A 17,869-nucleotide genomic window follows, 5' to 3' on the forward strand; every position below is an offset into this window, starting at 1 on the left:
GGTGATTACATGGTAAATCGATTCGTATCAGTAAGACAAGTTGGAATGACGTTAGCGTTGTTACTTGTGGCGATGTTAATCGTCATTCCGCTTTTTCTCATTTTACTTTCTAGTGTATATGAAAATAGTAGTTGGAATTTTTTAAAGCCTTTTGAAGTGATGCATAGTGGTGGATTAGCTGGGATTTTTCTAAACTCGATGCTCCTAGGTGTACTCGTAGTAATAGGAGCAACCGTATTTGCATTTCCATTAGCGTTTATTATGAGCAAAACAGATGTTGGAAAATATAGTAAGTTAGATGTTATTTTTATGATTCCATTTATGACACCGCCATATATTGGATCGATGGGCTGGATTTTGTTCATGCAACCGAACGGCTATTTCGAACAGTTTTTCCCGATGCTAAAGACGATTTCATCTTCGTTTTTTAGTTTAGGAGGTATGGTTTTAATTATGAGTCTGCATTTATTCCCATTTCTTTACTTCATGTTGAAAAACACGTTACTTCAAATTGGAAGTAGTAAAGAAGAAGCGGCAGCAGTTCATGGTGGAGGATTTTTCTATCGTTTACGAAAAATAATATTGCCGTTATTAGTATCAAGTTATGTAATGGGTGCTTTACTCATTTTCGTAAAGACGATTGCTGAATTTGGAACACCAGCTACATTCGGACGAAGAATAGGATTTCATGTGTTAACATCAGAGATTCATAAATTTATTTCGAGTTGGCCGATTGATTTTAGTAGTGCAACAGCATTATCTTCTTTATTACTTAGTGCATGTATGCTCATTTGGTATATGCAAAATGTATTAAATCGAAAGTATTCATATGCAATGGTTAGTGGAAAAGGTGTGAAATCTAAAAGGTATACATTGTCTATATTTACACGCGTTGTGGCATGGGGCTATGTAATTGGTTTATTAATCGTATCAATTGGAATCCCATACTTTTCTATACTGATTGCTTCATTATCAAAATTAAGAGGCGGCGGCTTGCATGTAAACAACTTTACAACAAGCCATTATGAAGCATTGTTTACAATTGGCTCTCCAGGATTAGAAGCTTTATGGAACAGTTTTCTCTTTTCACTTATAACAGCGATTATTGCTGTAATGATTGGAGTGTTTTTGGCGCTTATGATCCGAAAGGGGAAAAAGTCCTCTGAAAAATGGCTTGATATGTGCGGTATGTTACCGAATATGGTACCAGGAATCGTGATGGTTGTAGGGCTGATTTTATTTTGGAATTCACCCTATATGCCCATGTCAATTTACAATACACCAGTCATGGTTATCGTGACGTACGTTGTTCTTTTTTTACCTTATACGGTGCAGTATGTAAAAGCATCGCTCGGGCAAATTGATGATTCTCTTGTACAGGCAGGAACCATTTTTTCTGGAAATTATATTTATATTTTTAGAAAAATAATATTACCTCTTATTATCCCGGGTATTCTTGCTGGATGGGCGATGACATTTACAATCTCGATAAGAGAGTTAGTAGCATCGCTGCTCGTACTACCTCCATCAGTAGAAACGTCAGCAACATTTATTTTTGCTCAATTTGAACAAGGAGAAGTATCTATAGGAATGGCGATGGCTGTCGTTTCAGTTGGACTTACAACAATATGTTTATTACTTCTGCAACATATGGAGCAAAAACGAAAAGGGGTAGCATGATGAGGATAGAAGTATGGGGAGGAGCGGGAGAATACGGTCGTTCCTGCTACTTCGTAAACCATAAAGAGACGAAACTAGTATTTGATTGTGGTATTAATCGATCATATGAGGATAGTTATCCAAAAATAGAGAGGGAAGTTGTACCGTTTTTAGATGCAGTATTTTTATCACATATTCATGAAGATCATACGATGGGTTTACCTTTATTAGCGAAGTATGGATATAAGAAAAAAATTTGGACGACCCGTTATACGAAGGAACAACTTCCAGCTTATTACGAAAAATGGAGAAACTACAATTTGACGCGAGGATGGAATGTACCTTATAACGACCAAAATGTTAAAGATTTAAATTATGTATATATTGATGAGATTAGTAATCCAAATGAATGGGTACAGATTACACCTACATTGCGGTTTCAATGGGGGTATAGCGGACATGTATTAGGGGCTGTTTGGTTTTTAGTGGATATGAGTCATACATATGTATTTTATTCTGGCGATTATTCAGCAGAGTCTAACATACTACGAGCTAATTTACCTGAGAAATTGCATGTCGATATAAAAGTTGCAATCGTAGATGCCGCGTATCACACTGATGATGTTTCGCAAAATGAACGAGTAGACGAACTATGTGCAGAAGTTGAACGAGTTGCTCAAAAGAAGGGAATAGCATTATTACCATTGCCACCGCTTGGGAGGGCGCAAGATATCGTATTGTATTTATATAAAAAATATAAAGAACTTCCCATTATAGTAGATCAAGAAATTTTGGCTGGATTCCAAGAGATGATCGTATATAAAGATTGGATCAAAAATAATGAAAAACTTGAAGAGCTAATGGAGAGTTTAAAAAGAAACGTAATAGTTATGGATGATAACATCGGTACGCAACATAGTTATGGAATAGTTGTAATGAGTGATGCGAATATGCAAACGAAACGAGCACAGTTATATTATGAACAACTTCGGCATGACGAGCGAAATTCCATTATATTTACTGGACATATTGCTAAAGGGGGTTTTGCAGACAAAGTTTTGAAAGAACGTGTAGGTAAAGAATGTAGGGTGAAGCGAGTTCCATATAAAGTTCACCAAAGTATAAGAGATGTGAAAGAGATGTTAAATACATTATTACCAGAACATACGGTGTTAGTACACGCTTTGAAAGAGGATACGGATCGATTACAGAAAAAGCTTAGTATAGCAGGATATGAAAATGTGTATTCACTAACTATGGAACGTATAGAAGTCATTTAAAATGTAAAGGGGATAGGTATATGAAAAAAGTATTTGTATTCGTAAGCATTTTCTTTTGTTGTTTCCTTTATAACGTTCAGGAAGGGTTTGCTGCTAGTCCAATGAAACCTAGTTTTGAAGTGAAGTTATTATTAAAGCCAGAACAAGTATTAGGTTACAACAAAGAAATGAACCAAGAGATATTAGAATATTTTCAGGCTGGTACAAATTATGAAAGAATACAAGTGGAATTTTTAGATACGGCAAATAAAAATTTAAGTAATGAAGGGTGGTTTGCGAGAATTCGAAAGAAAGAATTTAGTAAAGATTTTGAGCTAACATATAAAAAAAGATATCCGATTCAAAATGGTGTAATTCAAGATGCACTAGAAGTGGCTCAAAAGGATGGATTTGATAGTAAAACTGATAACTATGAGGCAGAAATAGATTGGGGATTTGAGAAGAAAACGTTAAGTATTTCAAATAAGAAAAGCTACAGTGCTAAAGGATATGGAGTACTTGATTTACCAAAAGAACGAGCTGCTCAAAACATGTTAATAGAAAAGTTACCAGGGAAAATGAACAAATGGTTGTATACGAATTGGGGAGAAGAAATGCTCAAAAATTCTCGTATTTATGGCCCTGTATTAATGAAAAGGTATACAGCTGAATTTGAAAATATTAAAACGAATATTGAAGTTTGGCCACTAAGTAATACAGGGAAAATAGAAGATGACTTCGTAATAGAAGTGTCGTTTAAAACAAATGAGGAAAGTATTGCAACAAAACAAAGAGAATTATTAATGAAGAGTTTAGAACAAAAAGGATGGCTGTTACCGAAAGATAGTTTGAAGACTGAGCTTATTTTTCAGTGAATAGTAAAAAGGAATCCATATTCCATGGATTCCTTTTTCTAATATATGAGTATTAAGCTAAATCAGCTGACAAGAACATATCATTATTTTGAAGGTTTTTAGAGCGTAAACTATAAGCAACTACTTTCTTTTTATGTTGCTTTACAACATCAACATGCTCTTCATGACTATAAATGTAAAAGATAAAATCTTTTTTACCACGTTTTGCATTGATAATTAAAGGCGTGCCCTCATTGTGTGGTGGTGCATAATAGCGATCTAAAAATAAACCTTCGTTAAAATCATGAATAATTTTGGATTTTTGTTCGCCTTCTAAGTTATTTCCATTGATTGTAACAGTCGAATTCTCTTCTTCAAGTTGTGGATGTGTTTCGTACTTGCTAATAATGGATTCAATAACAGAGTTGGGAAGGCTAGAAACGATAATTTTAAATGCCCCAAATACAACTAACATTACAATAAACCAAGTCGTCATAGTATATCATCCCCTTTATTCTATTTAATAATATAACTCATATGGTAATAGTACATAAGGTGAAGTTTTGTATAATTTGTGAAAAATATGCCATTTTTACGAACAAAATATTAGAAAAATCAATTTTGTTACAAAAAGTTGAAATCGAAGTATTTTAAAAGAAAAAGGTTTATAATAAAAATATAACTAATAACCACATTACTAATTATAAGGAAGTGTAACTATGAGTACTGTAGCAATCGTATATGGTATTATTCTTTCCACAATTATTGTTTTGTTTTTTGTTGGGGTTTCACGTTATATTCATAAATGGAAAGAAGGCGTTGCGAAATTAAATCACATTGAAGAAGAACTTAGTGATTTAATGTTACATCATGGTAAGTAAAAAGTTTATTTTTTAACTAAACAATGTGAAGAATATCACAAAACATGCTCTCATCATGAAGGCATGTTTTTTTGTTATGTGAATGATTAGGCACATTCATACATTTTTTCCATACGATACAGTGTGAAACTAGAAATGTTCGGAGTGGAAAAGAGGGATAAAATGAGTAGTTCAGGTTATGTTCCAGATAATAAAAATTTAAAGAAAAGTTCAGGAACTCCAAACCTTTTCTTTGATTCGAGAAAAAACATCTTTTTTAAAAGAGATGAGAAAAACGTTGCCTATGAAGTTACGTCAACGCAGTTACCAGCAATGATCGGTGGAGCGTTTGTCGATTTATTTATGACAAAAGGGCACATGCGGGAACCACATTGGCATCCGAATGCGTGGGAATTAGATGTTGTTGTATCAGGAGAAGCGATTACATCTATCTTAAATCCGGAAACGAATCAATTGCAAAATTATCATGTAAAAGCGGGGCAAACTGTCTTTATTCCAATGGGATGGTGGCATTGGATTACAGCGATAACAGAAGAAGTACAATTACATTTGTTCTTCAATAACGATCAGTTTGAAACAGCAGAAGGATCAGACATACTTAGATTAACACCGCCAGAAGTATTTCAATCTGCATACGGTGTAAGTGCAGAAAAATTGGGAAAGGATCTTTCGCCAATTAAGGAGTCAGTTGTAATTGGTCCTCCTAACTCAAATCGACTAAATAGCATTAAAGAAAGTGACGACTCAAATATAGTTGTTACGTTAAATGGACAAATAACATCATGTGAAATAGAGTAACTCTTTCTTTTTTTAGGAAGAGTTACTCTATTTTGTATAATTTTGTATTTTTATTCGTTATAATTATTATATAGAAGGGAATTTATAGAGGGGGCATATTGTGAACATATTAAAGATTATAGGAATTATTGCAGGAGTCATTATAGTAGCCGTTATAGCTTTCTTTGTCATTATGAAGTACTATTTGTCAAAAGAAGACCCTGGTTACGTATTAAAGTACATAAAAGAACATAAAGATGATGAAACATGCTCATTATTTATTAAAAGAAATGGAGAAGTAATAACTTCTATAAATAAAAAATTGCCATTAGCGAGTATGGCCAAAATTGTAATAGCAGTTGAATTTGCTAAGCAAGTGTCAGAAGGGAAAATAAGTCGTGATGAACAAATTTCATTGCAGGAGCTAGATAAATATTACGTTAAAAACACTGATGGTGGAGCGCATCCTGACTGGTTAGAAGATGCCAAAGCGAGAGAATTAGTGAAAAATGGGCAGATCGCTTTAGAAGAAGTGGCTAAAGGAATGATTCATTATAGTTCTAATGCGAATACAACATATTTGTTAGATAAGCTTGGAATAGAAAGAGTGAATGATAGTTTAAAAGAGTTAGAGCTTACTAGTCATGACAAATTCTCTTCGTATACTGCTTCACTATATATGAGAGGGTATGTAGAAAAAGAGCTTCATGAGCCAGAAAATCAATCGTTAGAAATGATACGTAACATGTCAAAGGATGAGTATAATAAACATGTATTACAAATTCATGAATGGATGAAAGATGAAGAAGAATGGAGAAAACGGGATATTCCATTAAAGGTAGATATGGGATTTCAGCGAATTTGGTCAGATCGATTAGTGGGTGCAAACGCTAAAGACTATATGAGTATAATGAAAAAGATAAATAGTAGAAATTATTTTCCAAAATCAATGCAAGAAGAAATTGAGAATATTTTCAAAGGAACAGTTAATAATAATAAGTTAGAATTTGCTGGTCAAAAAGGTGGGTCTACCGCATTCGTATTGACAAAAAGTTTGTATACTACAGATAAGAAGGGAAATAAGGTAGAAGTTGTAATTATGTTTAACGATATAGAAGATCAAGTTGCATACCAAAAGCTGAGAAATAATATAGATTATTTTATTCAAGATGCTATAACAGATGAAGGGTTTAGAAATAAATTATAATGAAATAATTTTATTATGTAAACAAGGGCGCTTTTTAGAAAGCGTCCTTTTTCTTTTTATAATACAGGATTTCTTATTTACTTCATTGAATATAGATTGAAAATAAGAAGGGAAGTTGAAAAATGACGACAATATATTTCGTTCGCCATGCCCACTCTACATATACAAAAGAAGAACGGGAACGGCCTTTATCTGAAAAAGGACATTGTGATGCAGAGAATGTAACACGCTTATTAAAAGATAAACATATTGATGTTGTGATTTCTAGTCCGTACAAAAGGGCAATGCAAACTGTGCAAGGAATTGCGAATACATATAATTTATCAATACAACTGGAAGAGGATTTACGGGAAAGGCTATTAAGTAAAGAACCAGTACAGGATTTTAATGATGCTCTTCAGAAGGTATGGGAAGACTGGACTTTTGCATACGAAGGCGGAGAATCAAATGATGTAGCGCAAAGACGTGCTGTAATATGTATGCAAAGTATATTAAAAAAATATAAAGGTAAGAATATTGTAATAGGTACTCATGGGAATATTATGGTATTACTAATGAATTATTTTGATTCGAAATATGATTTTCAGTTTTGGAAAACCCTTCATATGCCTGACGTGTATAAATTAACTTTTGATAATAATTGTTTCAGTTCTGCTGAAAGAATACAGCCTACAGATTATCAGATAAATAATTTGTAAAAGTTTATCAAAAAAAGAGGAAAGGGAGAAGTTATTGTAGAAGTATGACTTTGTAACATAAAAAATATGTGTTAAAGGAGGCTGTTTACATGTTTGAGAAAGAGAAAGAAGGGCTTATTGAAGTTCAGAACGTATTTGAAATTGTACCAGCAGATGGAGCAATTATTGGTATGGCAACGGAAGAAGAAATGGAAATTGCTGCTGAACTAGAGCTGCAGTACTATGCCCATTCTCGTTTGTTAGAAGCAAATATTCAGTTAGACGGTTCCTCCTACAAAGAGTTACTTCAGGAGTTCCAGGAGTACGAAAGAAAATCAATGAGCTTTTGGCGAGCAATACATAAGCGTTTAGCTGTGCCATGGGCATGGGTATTACGTATTGACGTTGCGAATAGCCCTATATATGTAAGTAATGGGAATTCGTATTATGAAGAAATCGATGATGAAGAAGATTATGAATAGATAAGTAAGGAAGCAGCGTTAGTTGCTTCCTTTTTTTATTTGCAAGGAGTGAATTGCTTCAATACCTCTACAAATTTATAAATAGTAAATCCCCCTAACTAAGCTTGAAATAATTTTTGACAAGCAAAAACGATACACCAAACACCTATACCAAACAGGAAAGATGTACTAAGTGAAAATGAGTTTTTTAGACCAATATAGACGATAAATAGTAGTAGTGCGGATGCAGGAAATCCATATAATACGCCTATAGCAAATTGACTTAATTCTTGTTTGTTCCCGCCTTCTAAAGAAATCCAAAATAGGCTAAGTAAACTAATGAGAGGAAGGGCAGCAATAAAGCCGCCTATCGTACTATAATGTTTAGCGACTTCAGTAATAACGCCAATAATAAGTGCAGAAACGATTACTTTAACGAGGAAATGCATATTTTGCCTCCTTCGCTAATAACGAAAAGGCTTTTTCAATTAATTGTTGTTCTTCTTTTGATAACTGTGATTCTAATATTTTTATCTTTTCTTTATCTAGTAAAGTATGCTTTTCTAATATTTCAATGCCTTCTTTCGTTAAAGTAAGGTTTACGACCCTTTCATCTTGTTTGTTTCTTTCTTTTATAATAAATCCTTTTTGAATAAGGCGCTTTACGTGTTCTGACGCTGTGTTATGAGAGAGACTAAGCTCAGTAGCCACTTTTCCAATTGTTATATCTTTCTCACGAGAAATGAGTTGTAAAATACGAATGGCTTGGTGAGAAAGGTTGTCCTCATACTCATATCGTAAGTGATAATAAATGCTTTCCCAATGTTGATTGATGTCTTTCATAATGATAAATCCCCCTATTTTTATGTCGTATAGTAAGATATATTCGTGAGCATAGAAATAAAATCCTTTTATTTGGATAAAAAATGTTGAAAAAGTTTATTTTTATTGAAATATAAGGTAATCTATGTGTAAAGGTATACATTTAGCAAGAGAGAGGATGATAGCTGTGAATACATTCAAATGGGTGAGTCATGAACAGATGTATGTAGATGAAATACATGTTGAAAAATGTGGTCCTCTTTCAGTCGGCGTATATGGGGGAAATCAAGAAAGTGATGCATATGAACGAGGAGATGCGGTGCTTGCTTGGTGGGATCCTGAATTACAATTTGAATTTGTTATGATTTTTGATACACACCACAAAACAAAAAATATCGATTATATAATAGAAGCAATTTCAGCAAGAAAAGAGAAACTAAAAGAGTTATTTTCTTACCCGATACATTTAGCTTTTCATCATACGCATATGTACTTATTAGCGTTATTTACAGATGAATTGTTTATTGAAAAATGTGATCAAGATGATGAGGAACTTGCATGCTTAATTTGTTTGCGAAAAGGCGAATTTTTATATTGGCTATCAGTTGGTGATTGCTTCGCATATTTATTCCATTCTGAAAAAACGAAGAATGGTAAAGGGCGGTTAAATAAACGGAAGAATTACGAATATATTGGTAGGAAAAATATTTTCGCAGCAAATACACCTTGCTTTACATCAGGTGTCAGAGGATTAGAAAAAGGAATGAATCACATCGTAATGGCAACGGACGGTATTTTAGAGTGTGATAAACGAAAATTTGATGATGATCAATCTTTAGTAGAAATATTGCACGACGGAAGTTGCTTACAGATTGAGCCAGTATTAACAAATGTACTGCAGTGGAAAGGTAGAGATTGTGCCACTATTATTGGGTGGTCTATTGACACTGAAAATAAACAATGTGCTAATTAATATAAAAGGAGTTCAAGGTTTTTATCCTTGAACTCCTTTTTGTTAAGCGATATGAATATGATACGTTTTCAACCATTCATTTACTTGTAGCATATATTCCATAGCACTTCTTGCTTCAAAATTGTTAATTTCTTTATTGCTTTCATCGGCAATGGCAAGTAATGTGGAATGATTAATAAGTGAGAAAATAGGATTGTTTTTATTACTGCACAAGTCGAGTGATAAATGACGGATTGTTTGTAAATAATGTGGATCTTGTGAAGTTGGGTAAGCACTTTTTCTTCTATTGCGTACATCGTCAGGTAAAGCAGGTTGCAGTGCTCTACGTAAAATGCCTTTTTCAATATTATCAATGCTTTTTATATTGAAAGGAACGTTCCATAAATATTCAACTAATCTATAATCGCAAAACGGTACACGTACTTCAAAGCCTACAGCCATACTCATACGATCTTTACGATCAAGTAAGAACGGGAGAAATCTCGTTAAAAATAAATAAAACATTTGGCGTTGTTTCGCGGCTTTTTTACTTTCCCCTTCAAGAGTAGGTACTTCAAGAATCGCTTCTTGGAAGCGTGCATCAATATAGTTTTCTAAGTTGCATTGGTTATTTACTTCATTTAGTAGAAGAGGGGAAGTGTTTTTCCAATTTGTTAGCCAAGGAAATTTATCGACAAATAGTAAATCCTCTTGATGAAACCAAGGATACCCACCGAATACTTCATCAGCAGATTCGCCGGATAAAGCTACAGTTGCATCTTTTTTCATTTCGCAAAATAGTAAATATAGTGAAGTTTCCATTTCGCCAGCACTCGGTAAATCTTTTGCACGGAGAGGGACGAATAAGTGATTTGCTAATTCTTCAGCATTCACAATAATGTCATGATGAGATGTCCCTACATGTTCGGAAACACGTTTTACCCAAGGAGCGTCTAAACCAGTGCGAGCAAATGTCAGCTCGAAATCTTTTGCACTATTTACAAAGTCAACGGAATACGTATGAAGTGTTTTATTTTCCGCTGCAAACTCTTTACCCGCTAGAGCAGTAATACCGCTAGAATCTAATCCTCCTGATAACATACAAACGAGAGGAACATCGGCAATTAATTGTCTTTTTACTGTATCTTGTAAAAGAGATAAAATATGTGATGATGTATCCTCAGTACAGTCTGTATGAACTTTACTTTCTAAATTCCAATATTTCTTAACTACTTTTTTATCACGTGTAAACGTTATAGAATGTCCAGCACGCACTTCTTGAATATGTTTAAAGACGCCACATCCTGGAGTTCGAAATAATCCTAATCCAAATATTTCGTTTATGCCATCTGCATCAATTTCAGCAGGGACAGATGGATGGGCTAATAGCGCTTTTATTTCGGATCCGAAAATAATACTGTCATTTCTTTCTGTATAAAAGAGTGGCTTTACGCCTAAATGATCACGTGCTAAAAATAATTGTTGCTTTTGATCATCCCATATTGCAAAGGCAAAAATACCATTTAAATGTTGTACGCAGTCTTCTTTCCATTCTAAATAAGCATGTAGTAACACCTCTGTATCCGAATGCGTTTCAAATGCATGACCACATTTTTGAAGTTGCTCTCTAAGCTCGCGAAAATTATAAATTTCTCCATTATAAGTAAGAGCATACGTATAATCACCGGCACGAAATATCTTCGGCTGTGTCCCGCCTTCTGGATCAATTACGATTAACCGACGGTGTGCAAAAGCCGCACGAGGTGAAAACCAAAATCCTTCAGCATCCGGACCGCGATGCTGGATACTATTTGCCATCTTTTTTAAAATAACATGTTCATTGGAAAGGTCCTTATTCCAATTTACCCAACCTGTAATTCCACACATACACATCTCATCTCCTAGTTTAAAATGTTGAAAAGTAGATTAATGAAATAAAGTGAAACTTTAATCAGTGGTTTTTTTTCCATCACCCACTGATTATTAGTTGAACCAATCGGGCTTTTACGGGCAGTTATCTCCCACCTAACTTCCTCGCATTCGCCCAATTTTGAGGTGGGATTTATTTCCTGTTAATGCGGGGTAAAATGTACACCAAGTTAAAGAATGACTATATAAATAGTGTACTACATGAATTAAATTGCAGACTTGAGAAAATTTTCTTGTAATACATAGTTATGTGAGACAATGGCGTAGGGAAAGTATTCCATAACATACAAAAAATAAAAAAAGATGAGAGAAAATTTTTTGTAAGACGTTATATAGGGTGTAAAAGCTTTTACAAAAAAATAAGGGGAATCGCTACATGAAATCAAATGAGAAAAATTTTATAAAAAGATTACAACGGCAAAAAGAAGATGCGCTAGAATTCGTTGTCGATACATACTTACCACTCATAAAAGGAATAACGCACAAAGTTCTTCTTCCAGTTCAAAATGATGGACTCATAGAGGAATGTGTAAACGATATATTTCTTTCCATTTGGAATAACGCAAATAAATTTCATGGAGAGCCGAGTGATTTTAAAAAATGGATAGCGGCAATTGCAAAATTTAAAGCGATTGATTATTACCGGAAAGCGACTAGAAAAGTAGAAATTATTTCAGATGAGATTCCTATCAGTACGGAAAAGTCAGCGGAAGACGAATTAATCGTTATGGAAGATAGGGAAGAATTATTGAAGCTTATTAATCAATTAGAACCGCTAGATCAAAAAGTGTTCATTATGAAATATCTTCTCGGTATGAAGACAGAAGAAATAGGAGACAAATTAGGGTTAACTCGGGCAGCGATCGATAATCGTGTGTACCGTGGGAAAAAGAAACTACAACAAAATGCTACGAAAATTAGTTTTGGAGGTAGTGCAATATGAAAGACATTTATGAACTATTAAATGATATTGATATAGATGAAAAAGAACTTGAGGAAATTGAGGCTTCTGAAATTGAAAAAGAAAAAGTGAAACGTAATGTAAAACAATCGATACGTACGAAGAAAAAGATGAAAAGTTGGAAAAAGGGTGTCGCTGTTGCATCTATTTTAGTAGGATTATCAGTTGCAACGCTTGGTATCGGATTTCCTACATATGCAGGGGGATTGCCAATTGTAGGTGATATATTCCGATTTTTAGATAATGGTAGAACAGGGTTATATGAAAATTATAAAGCGGACGCAGAGAAGAAAACGGGGCTTCATAATAATTATCAACAATACGCCACAGTACTAAATATGACAAAAGAAAGAAATGGAATTAAGATAACGATTAATAATGCGATTTTTGATGGTAAGACAGTATCAATAAACTATTCTATAGAAAGTAACAGAGATTTAGGCAAAAATCCAAGTACGTTGGATTTTTTAACTATTAAAGGAGCAGGTGCCCAATCAGGAAGCAATGAAATTATTAAGGTCGCTGATAGGAAATATAAAGGTTTAATAAAAACAAGTAGTGATCTAGTTAGTAATAAAGGAACTACAGTGAATGTTGAATGGAGTATACAAAGTATAAACATTTTAGAAACAGAAGAAGAGATAAAAGGAGATTGGAATTTTAATATTAATCTAAAAGGAATAGAAAATAAAGAGAAATTGATTAGAGGTAGTGCAGAAAAAGATGGTGTAAAAGTTAATATGGAGAGAATGGAAATAACACCCATGTCGTTTATTCTATATTACAACCAAGAAGTAGCTCAAGAAATAAGAGGTGTATGGGATGGAGTGGATGTTGATTTAAAAGTGAGAGATGATATAGGTAATCAGTATTATGGAGAAGGAAATGGAGGCTCAGGTGAAGATCCTTATAATTTTAATTGGAGTGAAACATTCCAACAACTTAATGAGAATGCGACTAAGTTAATAATAACGCCTTACGTTAATTTAAGAATTCACACTCCTGAAAATTATGGCTCGGTAACAATAGTTGGAGGAGAAGTAAAGGAGCGTTTTGTGCCTCGAAGATTGGGAGGCAATAAGGGTATTGCGTTAGATGATATTGTAATTGACTTAAAGAAATAAAAAAGAGACTGCCTAAAACCATTAGGCAGTCTTTTTTTCGTTAAGAACTAGTAACGAGTAATGCATGTGGATGCTGCGTTTTATACTCATCTTTCCACGGAATGTTTAGTTGTTCCCACGATTCGCCGCTATCATTGGATTGAAAGACGCCGTTGTTATTTAAAGTGTAAAACGTATGTGGTTCTGCTGGATTTGTAGCAAACATTGAAATGACTGTACCAATTGCAGATGGTAGACCTTGCTGCAATTGCTGGAAAGGAGTATCTTTCGTTTTCCGATAAATATAAGATTCATAAGGAATACGATGATGAGCGAGGTCAGCACTCGGTGCGGCAGAAACGAGAATTGTATCACAATCAGCCGGATCGATAGCCATGCTGTATAAATAATGGTGTTCAAGTCCTTCACTGCATGAGATCCAGCTGTTTCCACTGTTATAACTTTCAAGGTATGCGCGATCAGGTCCGCCCATAAAACCATCACCACATGATGCATAAAGGCGATTTGGAGCTTCAGGGTGCATAAGCAATTGATGCGCATCGATAGGAGCACCGAATTTTTTATCAATCCAAGTATGCCCTCTATCATTACTTTGAATAACAGCACCAGCTTCAATTGAAACATGGATTGTATTTGGATTGTTTGGATCAACTGTAATCCAGCGTACATGATGGGTGAAAGGTCTAGGCGGAAAAGCCCACGTATAAGAAGATAATAATGATTTCATATTTTTAAGTTCAGTCCACGTTTCACCACCATTTTCAGAACGGAATAAAGCGCTCGGTTCTGTGCCGACATAAACGACGCCATAGCCGTTAACTTGTTCATTAGGACTTATCGTAATGGAAGTTATCGAAGAGTGTAAAATACCATCTTCTTTAGGGAAATCAAAGTAACGATATGAATCTCCAATCGGTTTCCACGAATCCCCGCCATCGTCGCTTAACCATAAACCTCGTCCAAATGTTCCGCAGTATACACGATTCTTTTGAAATGGATCAACAGCGATACAGGTAGGTTGCATATTTTGTAAGTGACACGCTGTTTCAAAGTGACCATATTGTTCTTTCACTACAACAAGTTCTCGCTCCATACAGAGAAATAAACGTTTCATTTTAGTAACCTCCTTAAAAATTCTTTCATTAGTAAACAATATGAAGCTGAAAAAGAAGTAGTCTTATTTTTTGTTGAGAAAAAGGACTTGTTTGAAAAATATCGAAGTGTGTAGGTAGAGGAAGCGGACGTTTATGGGCAGTTAATGGGGGATAAAGAGGGGGAGTTTGTTTCATACTAACATACAGATATTGCACTTAAAGGAGCATTCGTATGGGACATTCACATGATCACGGTCATTCTAACAATAAAAAAGCGTTACTAATTGCTTTCGTATTAACGACAAGTTTTATGATTGCTGAAGTTATTGGGGGATTTGTAACAAATAGCTTAGCACTATTATCTGACGCGGGGCATATGTTAAGTGATGCAGTATCCTTAGCGTTAAGTTTACTTGCGTTCAAGCTCGGAGAAAAAACAGCAACAACTGCGAAAACATATGGGTATAAGCGAGTCGAAATGTTAGCGGCATTATGTAACGGTGTCGTTCTTATTGTCATTTCAGTATACATTTTTATTGAAGCAATTCGCCGTTTTAAAGAGCCAGTTGAGATTGCTAGTAATGGGATGCTCATTATTGCTGTACTTGGTCTGCTTATTAATATTTTATCAGCTTGGATATTAATGAGAGGCGGAGATGTGAAGGGGAATTTGAATTTAAGAAGTGCTTTCTTACACGTATTAGGCGATCTATTAGGATCAGTTGGAGCGATTATTGCTGCGCTACTTATTAAATTTTTCGGATGGACTGTTGCAGATGCGATTGCTAGTATTCTTGTGTCTATTTTAGTCATTATTAGTGGATGGCGTGTAACACGTGATACGGTCCATATATTAATGGAAGGTGCACCCCAGCACATAAATGTTGAAGAGGTAAAAAGTACATTATTAAATATTACGGTTGTAAAAGAAGTTCATGATTTGCACATATGGTCTGTCACATCTGATTTTCAAGTATTAACTTGCCATTTGATTATTAAAGGTGATGAAACGCAAAATGTATTAAAAGAGGCTACGGATGTATTAAAGGAGAAGTTTCATGTAGAACATGTCACCATTCAAGTGGAAATAGATGGTGAATTTAATCATAGTGAGACAACTTGCAAAGTATGAAAGAAAAAGGATAAGAAAATGTGTCATAACATTTTTCGCACGGCATACATATATATAATGTGGCCACAAATACTTTGTAAGGTAAATATTTCATGAAATTACTTTACTTATAAAGAGTCATCTTTTATAATCAAAAGTGGTAATTGATAAAGATTATCATTTTTAATGATTGTGGAAAGGAGTTTTTTAAAAGATGAGTAGTCAACTCCGTTTTGCTGTTGAAAATCGTAAGAGGCATTTAATTGATGAGTTAATTGGAGCAGGTGTGTTTAAAATTCGCGACCGACAATTATACGAGCTGTCTTTAGAGGAATTGGAAAAAGAGTACGAAGATATGGAAGAATATGCAGATATTCAGGCATAACTATATAGATTAGTAAAAGGTGAGCTGGTTACGATTTTGTGTAACCAGCTCTATTATTATTTCGTAGAAATTATTTTTGATATTTCTTTCATTGGACGGAGCCAGTTTTGAGACATCATTTGTTCCATTTGTTTTTCGTCCTGCTTTTGCAATGCTTGAATGATGGAGTGATGTTCTTCAATAGATTGACTTGCTGGAACAAAGTTTTGGAAAAATAAATATTCAAGGCGTAAAACGTGAAGTTGCATATTTTCTAGAAAGGGTTCAATATATTGGTTTTTAGCAATAGAAGAAATTGTATTGTGAAATTGTATATCTAGTTTTAAAGCTTGTTTTGCGTTTTTCTTCTCTATAGAGCGCTGAAAATCAGCATTTATTTCAGAAAGTAGTTTCAAATCAGCGTCTGTAATGTTTTGAAGTGCTTGCTTTCCTATAATAGCGTGAAGACCAGCCATCGTTTCATAAATGATAGGAATGTCGTCTAACTTAATAGGAGCAATTTTTGTTTTTTGCCCAGGTACCATTTCCACTAATCCAGAAAGCTCCAATATTTGAAGTGCTTCTCTTACAGGTGTTCTGCTTACTCCTAGTGCTTCAGCCAACTCCCCATCATTAATTTTTTCATCAGGTTGCAGTACACCTTCAATAATCCAATCTTGTAGTTGATTTAAAACGAGTGATTTTGCCGAAACTCTTCCTTGTTTTTTATAATTTTGAGGGACAGGCATAGTGAATTCAATCCTTTCATTGTATATTTTCCTTTTCCGCATGAACAAGCTTTAATTTCGGTTTCCCTTCATCCGGTTTTTGGCTTAAGATGAGCACCATTACAATGACACAAAAAGCCCCTAATAACTGAAAAGATTGAAAGGGTACGTGTAATATAAGTACAGAAGAAATAATAGCTGCGAGTGGTTCAGTACAACCGAATAATGTCGTTTCTTTCGGAGTCAGGTATCGTATGCTGTCTAAGTATAAATAAAATGCAATCAGTGTTCCGAAAATGACGACAAATGTGATGAGCGGTAGGGTACTTAGTTTTACATATTTCATAGTCGATAATAAAATGAATTCTTTCGTAGAAATAAAGTGTAGAATCGTTACACCAATACCCCCAATAATCATGCCCCATCCAACGATAACAGAGGAAGACCACCTTTCTAGTAATCCCTTTGAATATAAACTATAAAAAGCAAGAGATAATCCAGATAAAATACCCCAAATAATAGCTGGTGTAGGAACAGCCAAGTTATGAACAGACCCGTTTGTTAGTAAGAGAAAAGTGCCTACTAATGAAAGGGTAATGGAAATGAAATCAATTTTTGATGGCCGAACGTTCCATTTGAAAAGTAAGTATACAGTAATAAATATAGGAGCTAAATATTGCAATAATGTTGCGACGGCAGCGTTCCCTTCTTTAATAGAAGCGAAGTACGTGTACTGTACAGCAAGCATACCGAATAGGCCAAACAATATCATTTTAGTAGCATCAGATTTTTGTTTCCATATGCCGAATATTTCTTTTTTTCTCGTTCCGAATGATGAAATAAGGAGCAAGATAACGCCAGATATAAGCAATCGAATTGTAACTAACCATTCAGTAGAAACATTTTCATATTGAAAAAGTTGTTGTGCAGCTGTTCCGGACAATCCCCATAAAAAAGCACCAATTACAACCATAATAATTCCTTTTAAACGATTTGAATCCATATAGTT

The 17,869-nt window shown here is 34.4% G+C and carries 21 protein-coding genes; 14 read left to right on the forward strand and 7 right to left on the reverse strand.

The features are described 5' to 3' along the window. Positions 1 to 9: 9 nt before the first annotated feature. Genes QCI41_RS27130 through QCI41_RS27140 form a run of 3 tightly spaced genes read left to right on the forward strand, consistent with a single transcriptional unit; the run spans position 10 to position 3,793 of the window. Positions 10 to 1,680: an ABC transporter permease gene (locus QCI41_RS27130; protein WP_353836223.1), complete on the forward strand. Its 1,671-nt coding sequence runs from the start codon at positions 10 to 12 to the stop codon at positions 1,678 to 1,680. After that, the gene (locus tag QCI41_RS27135) at positions 1,677 to 2,939 is read left to right on the forward strand and encodes an MBL fold metallo-hydrolase (RefSeq protein ID WP_353836222.1); all 1,263 of its coding nucleotides are present in this window, start codon (positions 1,677 to 1,679) and stop codon (positions 2,937 to 2,939) included. The genes QCI41_RS27130 and QCI41_RS27135 overlap by 4 nt, the downstream gene beginning before the upstream one ends. Before the next feature lie 20 nt (positions 2,940 to 2,959). Next, entirely contained in the window at positions 2,960 to 3,793 is an 834-nt protein-coding gene (locus tag QCI41_RS27140; RefSeq protein WP_353836221.1) for a hypothetical protein, read from the forward strand. Between the two features lie 52 nt (positions 3,794 to 3,845). Here the strand turns inward: QCI41_RS27140 and QCI41_RS27145 are convergent, their stop codons facing one another. Further along, positions 3,846 to 4,268: a YfmQ family protein gene (locus QCI41_RS27145; protein ID WP_353836220.1), complete on the reverse strand. Its 423-nt coding sequence runs from the start codon at positions 4,266 to 4,268 to the stop codon at positions 3,846 to 3,848. 41 nt (positions 4,269 to 4,309) lie between these two features. Here QCI41_RS27145 and QCI41_RS27150 point away from each other — a divergent pair, with 41 nt between their 5' ends. The 6 genes from QCI41_RS27150 (at position 4,310) to QCI41_RS27175 (ending at position 7,796) form a co-directional block, all read left to right on the forward strand. Beyond that, a complete protein-coding gene (locus tag QCI41_RS27150) occupies positions 4,310 to 4,426 on the forward strand; it encodes a multidrug transporter MatE (RefSeq protein WP_079998370.1) in 117 nt (38 codons plus the stop codon). A 65-nt stretch (positions 4,427 to 4,491) separates the two neighbouring features. Then, positions 4,492 to 4,653 carry a hypothetical protein gene (locus tag QCI41_RS27155; RefSeq protein ID WP_000108701.1) on the forward strand — a complete coding sequence of 54 codons (162 nt, stop codon included), beginning with the start codon at positions 4,492 to 4,494 and terminating at the stop codon, positions 4,651 to 4,653. Between the two features lie 162 nt (positions 4,654 to 4,815). After that, on the forward strand, positions 4,816 to 5,451 hold the full coding sequence (locus tag QCI41_RS27160) for a cupin domain-containing protein (RefSeq protein WP_353836219.1): 636 nt from the start codon (positions 4,816 to 4,818) through the stop codon (positions 5,449 to 5,451). 100 nt (positions 5,452 to 5,551) lie between these two features. Beyond that, the gene (locus tag QCI41_RS27165) at positions 5,552 to 6,637 is read left to right on the forward strand and encodes a serine hydrolase (RefSeq protein ID WP_353836218.1); all 1,086 of its coding nucleotides are present in this window, start codon (positions 5,552 to 5,554) and stop codon (positions 6,635 to 6,637) included. 122 nt (positions 6,638 to 6,759) lie between these two features. Then, positions 6,760 to 7,335: a histidine phosphatase family protein gene (locus tag QCI41_RS27170; RefSeq protein WP_353836217.1), complete on the forward strand. Its 576-nt coding sequence runs from the start codon at positions 6,760 to 6,762 to the stop codon at positions 7,333 to 7,335. Between the two features lie 89 nt (positions 7,336 to 7,424). Further along, a complete protein-coding gene (locus QCI41_RS27175; RefSeq protein ID WP_353836216.1) occupies positions 7,425 to 7,796 on the forward strand; it encodes a hypothetical protein in 372 nt (123 codons plus the stop codon). A gap of 98 nt (positions 7,797 to 7,894) precedes the next feature. On the opposite strand, the gene QCI41_RS27180 is transcribed toward QCI41_RS27175, so the two are convergent. Together QCI41_RS27180 and QCI41_RS27185 are read right to left on the reverse strand one after the other, a co-directional pair. Further along, a complete protein-coding gene (locus tag QCI41_RS27180) occupies positions 7,895 to 8,224 on the reverse strand; it encodes a DUF3147 family protein (RefSeq protein ID WP_353836215.1) in 330 nt (109 codons plus the stop codon). Further along, the gene (locus QCI41_RS27185) at positions 8,208 to 8,618 is read right to left on the reverse strand and encodes a MarR family winged helix-turn-helix transcriptional regulator (protein ID WP_000651933.1); all 411 of its coding nucleotides are present in this window, start codon (positions 8,616 to 8,618) and stop codon (positions 8,208 to 8,210) included. Before QCI41_RS27185 ends, QCI41_RS27180 begins: the two co-directional genes overlap by 17 nt. Before the next feature lie 124 nt (positions 8,619 to 8,742). Here QCI41_RS27185 and QCI41_RS27190 point away from each other — a divergent pair, with 124 nt between their 5' ends. Next, positions 8,743 to 9,570 carry a PP2C family serine/threonine-protein phosphatase gene (locus tag QCI41_RS27190; RefSeq protein WP_353836214.1) on the forward strand — a complete coding sequence of 276 codons (828 nt, stop codon included), beginning with the start codon at positions 8,743 to 8,745 and terminating at the stop codon, positions 9,568 to 9,570. Between the two features lie 42 nt (positions 9,571 to 9,612). On the opposite strand, the gene asnB is transcribed toward QCI41_RS27190, so the two are convergent. Further along, positions 9,613 to 11,436, reverse strand: coding sequence for an asparagine synthase (glutamine-hydrolyzing) (gene asnB / locus QCI41_RS27195; protein WP_353836213.1), 1,824 nt, complete (start codon positions 11,434 to 11,436; stop codon positions 9,613 to 9,615). 418 nt (positions 11,437 to 11,854) lie between these two features. Here asnB and QCI41_RS27200 point away from each other — a divergent pair, with 418 nt between their 5' ends. Continuing rightward, entirely contained in the window at positions 11,855 to 12,421 is a 567-nt protein-coding gene (locus QCI41_RS27200) for a sigma-70 family RNA polymerase sigma factor (RefSeq protein ID WP_000840023.1), read from the forward strand. After that, on the forward strand, positions 12,418 to 13,563 hold the full coding sequence (locus QCI41_RS27205) for a DUF4179 domain-containing protein (RefSeq protein WP_353836212.1): 1,146 nt from the start codon (positions 12,418 to 12,420) through the stop codon (positions 13,561 to 13,563). The genes QCI41_RS27200 and QCI41_RS27205 overlap by 4 nt, the downstream gene beginning before the upstream one ends. A 40-nt stretch (positions 13,564 to 13,603) precedes the next feature. Here the strand turns inward: QCI41_RS27205 and QCI41_RS27210 are convergent, their stop codons facing one another. Beyond that, a complete protein-coding gene (locus QCI41_RS27210; protein ID WP_064449826.1) occupies positions 13,604 to 14,677 on the reverse strand; it encodes a WD40/YVTN/BNR-like repeat-containing protein in 1,074 nt (357 codons plus the stop codon). Between the two features lie 212 nt (positions 14,678 to 14,889). Here QCI41_RS27210 and QCI41_RS27215 point away from each other — a divergent pair, with 212 nt between their 5' ends. Beyond that, positions 14,890 to 15,789, forward strand: coding sequence for a cation diffusion facilitator family transporter (locus QCI41_RS27215; RefSeq protein ID WP_000510062.1), 900 nt, complete (start codon positions 14,890 to 14,892; stop codon positions 15,787 to 15,789). Positions 15,790 to 15,982: 193 nt separating this feature from the next. Next, complete coding sequence (gene fbpA / locus QCI41_RS27220) at positions 15,983 to 16,153, forward strand: Fur-regulated basic protein FbpA (RefSeq protein ID WP_000098304.1); 171 nt, start codon at positions 15,983 to 15,985, stop codon at positions 16,151 to 16,153. 56 nt (positions 16,154 to 16,209) lie between these two features. Here fbpA and QCI41_RS27225 read toward each other — a convergent pair whose 3' ends face one another. Continuing rightward, on the reverse strand, positions 16,210 to 16,881 hold the full coding sequence (locus tag QCI41_RS27225; RefSeq protein WP_353836211.1) for a GntR family transcriptional regulator: 672 nt from the start codon (positions 16,879 to 16,881) through the stop codon (positions 16,210 to 16,212). 16 nt (positions 16,882 to 16,897) lie between these two features. Further along, entirely contained in the window at positions 16,898 to 17,863 is a 966-nt protein-coding gene (locus tag QCI41_RS27230; protein WP_353836210.1) for a DMT family transporter, read from the reverse strand. Positions 17,864 to 17,869: the final 6 nt, after the last annotated feature.

Origin of the sequence: Bacillus cereus group sp. MG4 (genome assembly GCF_040460055.1) — a bacterium.
GTDB classification, from domain to species: Bacteria; Bacillota; Bacilli; order Bacillales; family Bacillaceae_G; genus Bacillus_A; species Bacillus_A wiedmannii.

What these genes read in the sequence shown, in the direction of transcription:
- QCI41_RS27130 (WP_353836223.1), top strand. Translation starts at nt 10, where the DNA reads ATGGTAAATCGATTCGTATCAGTAAGACAAGTTGGAATGACGTTAGCG.
- QCI41_RS27135 (WP_353836222.1), top strand. Translation starts at nt 1,677, where the DNA reads ATGATGAGGATAGAAGTATGGGGAGGAGCGGGAGAATACGGTCGTTCC.
- QCI41_RS27140 (WP_353836221.1), top strand. Translation starts at nt 2,960, where the DNA reads ATGAAAAAAGTATTTGTATTCGTAAGCATTTTCTTTTGTTGTTTCCTT.
- QCI41_RS27145 (WP_353836220.1), bottom strand. Translation starts at nt 4,268, where the DNA reads ATGACGACTTGGTTTATTGTAATGTTAGTTGTATTTGGGGCATTTAAA.
- QCI41_RS27150 (WP_079998370.1), top strand. Translation starts at nt 4,310, where the DNA reads ATGGTAATAGTACATAAGGTGAAGTTTTGTATAATTTGTGAAAAATAT.
- QCI41_RS27155 (WP_000108701.1), top strand. Translation starts at nt 4,492, where the DNA reads ATGAGTACTGTAGCAATCGTATATGGTATTATTCTTTCCACAATTATT.
- QCI41_RS27160 (WP_353836219.1), top strand. Translation starts at nt 4,816, where the DNA reads ATGAGTAGTTCAGGTTATGTTCCAGATAATAAAAATTTAAAGAAAAGT.
- QCI41_RS27170 (WP_353836217.1), top strand. Translation starts at nt 6,760, where the DNA reads ATGACGACAATATATTTCGTTCGCCATGCCCACTCTACATATACAAAA.
- QCI41_RS27175 (WP_353836216.1), top strand. Translation starts at nt 7,425, where the DNA reads ATGTTTGAGAAAGAGAAAGAAGGGCTTATTGAAGTTCAGAACGTATTT.
- QCI41_RS27180 (WP_353836215.1), bottom strand. Translation starts at nt 8,224, where the DNA reads ATGCATTTCCTCGTTAAAGTAATCGTTTCTGCACTTATTATTGGCGTT.
- QCI41_RS27185 (WP_000651933.1), bottom strand. Translation starts at nt 8,618, where the DNA reads ATGAAAGACATCAATCAACATTGGGAAAGCATTTATTATCACTTACGA.
- QCI41_RS27190 (WP_353836214.1), top strand. Translation starts at nt 8,743, where the DNA reads ATGTGTAAAGGTATACATTTAGCAAGAGAGAGGATGATAGCTGTGAAT.
- asnB (WP_353836213.1), bottom strand. Translation starts at nt 11,436, where the DNA reads ATGTGTGGAATTACAGGTTGGGTAAATTGGAATAAGGACCTTTCCAAT.
- QCI41_RS27200 (WP_000840023.1), top strand. Translation starts at nt 11,855, where the DNA reads ATGAAATCAAATGAGAAAAATTTTATAAAAAGATTACAACGGCAAAAA.
- QCI41_RS27205 (WP_353836212.1), top strand. Translation starts at nt 12,418, where the DNA reads ATGAAAGACATTTATGAACTATTAAATGATATTGATATAGATGAAAAA.
- QCI41_RS27210 (WP_064449826.1), bottom strand. Translation starts at nt 14,677, where the DNA reads ATGAAACGTTTATTTCTCTGTATGGAGCGAGAACTTGTTGTAGTGAAA.
- QCI41_RS27215 (WP_000510062.1), top strand. Translation starts at nt 14,890, where the DNA reads ATGGGACATTCACATGATCACGGTCATTCTAACAATAAAAAAGCGTTA.
- fbpA (WP_000098304.1), top strand. Translation starts at nt 15,983, where the DNA reads ATGAGTAGTCAACTCCGTTTTGCTGTTGAAAATCGTAAGAGGCATTTA.
- QCI41_RS27225 (WP_353836211.1), bottom strand. Translation starts at nt 16,881, where the DNA reads ATGCCTGTCCCTCAAAATTATAAAAAACAAGGAAGAGTTTCGGCAAAA.
- QCI41_RS27230 (WP_353836210.1), bottom strand. Translation starts at nt 17,863, where the DNA reads ATGGATTCAAATCGTTTAAAAGGAATTATTATGGTTGTAATTGGTGCT.